The organism is Myxococcus sp. AS-1-15 (assembly GCF_020037055.1).
Lineage (GTDB): Bacteria > Myxococcota > Myxococcia > Myxococcales > Myxococcaceae > Myxococcus > Myxococcus fulvus.
On the sequence record NZ_JAIQDF010000053.1, the window covers coordinates 1 to 2,363 of the forward strand.

The 2,363-nt window shown below is 68.8% G+C and carries 1 protein-coding gene; it reads right to left on the reverse strand.

Annotated features, from left to right (window positions below):
* The coding region (locus tag K8625_RS43425; protein ID WP_223786087.1) for a condensation domain-containing protein at nucleotides 1–2,363 on the reverse strand (2,363 nt) is incomplete at both ends.

Consider the following 2,363-nt stretch of genomic DNA (forward strand, 5'->3'; position numbering starts at 1 on the left):
TGGTGGGCGAGCTGGTTGGAGCGCGCGTCGAGCTGCGAGTAGGTGACAGCCTCATCCCCGGAGACAACGGCGACGGCATCGGGTGAACGGGCCACCTGCTGCTCGAACAGCGAATGCACGCTCGCGCTGCGCGGATACGCCCGGGCTGTCTCGTTCCACGTCGAGAGCACCTGCTGCTTCTCGGCGGACGTGAGCAACGGAAGCCGCGCGAGCTGCGTGTCGGGCGTGGAGACCGCCTCGGTGAGCAGCACGGAGAAGTGGCGCGACAGGCCCTCGATGGTCGCCGCGTCGAACAGGTCGGTGTTGTAGTTGAAGACACCCGCGAATCCGCCCGAGCCCTCCTCGAGCAGCAGGCTGATGTCGAACTTCGAGGTCTCCAGCTCCGGCGGAAGCTGCGTGAGCGTGATGCCAGGGAGCGTCAGCGTGGCGCTTGGCGTGTTCTGCAGGGTGAGGGTGACCTGGAAGAGCGGCGAGCGGCTCAGGTCACGCTGGGGCTGCAGTTCCTCGACGAGCTTCTCGAACGGGACGTCCTGGTGCTCGTAGGCGGCGAGGGTGCTCAGACGCACCTGTCCTAGCAGCTCACGGAACGTGCGCTGCGTGTCGATGCGCGAGCGCAGGACGAGCGTGTTGACGAAGAATCCGACCAGGCCCTCGGTCTCCGCGCGGTTGCGGTTCGCGATGGGCGAGCCCACGGAGACGTCGTCCTGGCCCGAGTAGCGCGAGAGCACGAGCTGCCAGGCCGCGAGCAGGACCATGAATGGCGTGGCCCCCTCGCGCTGCGCGAGCGCCTTCACCGCGTTGCTCAGGCTCCCGGAGAGTTCGATCGGAAGCACCGCGCCGCGCTCGGTCTGCGCGGCCGGACGCGGCCTGTCCGTGGGCAGCTCCAACGCCGACGGCGCCCCCGTGAGCTGCTCCCGCCACCAATCCAACTCGCCCCGGAGCCGCTCGCCGTCGAGCCACTGCCGCTGCCAGACGGAGAAGTCCGCGTACTGGATGGGGAGCGACGCGAGCTGCGCGGGCTCTCCGCCCGAGAACTGGCGGTAGAAGGCCCCCAGCTCACGGACCATGATCTCCGTGGACCATCCATCCGAGATGATGTGGTGGACGGTGACGAGAAGCAGATGCTGTCGCGCATCCAGCCGCAACAGAGAGGCTCGGACCAGCGGTCCACGCGCCAGGTCGAACGGACGGAGCGCCTCTTCGCGCATCAGTCGACGCGCTTCCTCCTCGCGCGGCTGTCCATCCAACCCAGCGAGCTCCACCACGGGCAGCTCGACCTCGGCTTCGGGCCGGATGACCTGGAGGGGCTGTGAATCACGAACGACGAAGTGCGTGCGCAGCACCTCATGGCGCTGAACGAGCGCGCGCAGCGACTGCCTCAGGGCCGCCACATCCAGCGAGCCCTCCAGTCGCAGCGCCGCGGGCAGGTTGTACGACGCAGTGCCGGGCTGGAGCTGATCCAGGAACCACAGGCGTTGCTGCGCGAACGACAGCGGAATCGCACCCGCCCGAGAGACAGGCGCCAGCTTCGCCGCGCCGTCGGATTCCCCCTGCGACAGCGCTCCGAGCCGCTTCGCGAGCAGCTCTACTGTCGGCGCCTCGAAGAGGTCCCGCAACGGCAACGTGACGCCCGTGGCGGAGCGCAGCTGCGCGACCAACCGCGTTCCCAACAGCGAGTGTCCACCCAGCTCGAAGAAGTGGTCGGTGGCACCGACCTGCTCGACCCGGAGGACCGAGGCGAACAGGGACGCAAGCAACTGCTCCGTCGGCGTGCGAGGCGCGACGAACTCCCGCGCGACAGGGACGAAGTCAGGCGCGGGGAGCGCCTTGCGGTCCACCTTGCCGCTGGGGCTCAGCGGGAGCGCGTCGAGGAAGACGAACGCGGACGGCACCATGTACTCGGGCAGGCGCTGGGAGAGCGCATCCCGGAGAGCCGAGGCGTCCTGTGACGTGGAGACGAGATAGGCGATGAGACGCGCCTCGTCGCGCACGGTGACGACCGCATCGGAGACGGACGGAACCGAACGCAGCGCGTTCTCGACTTCACCGAGTTCGATGCGGAAGCCGCGCAGCTTGACCTGGAAGTCGGAGCGGCCGAGGTACTCGAGGGTGCCGTCGGGGAGCCAGCGAGCAAGGTCACCGGTGCGGTAGAGGCGCGCGCCGGGAGAGTCGCTGAAGGCATCGGGGATGAAGCGCTCGGCGGTGAGGTGAGGAGAGCGCCAGTAGCCGAGGCCGACCTGGACACCGCCGATGAAGAGCTCGCCCGGGACGCCGACGGGAGAAGGCTGCCCCTGGGAGTCGAGGACGTAGAGGCGGGTATTGGCGACGGGCCTGCCGATGGGGATGGAGGAGAGGGAGGAGCC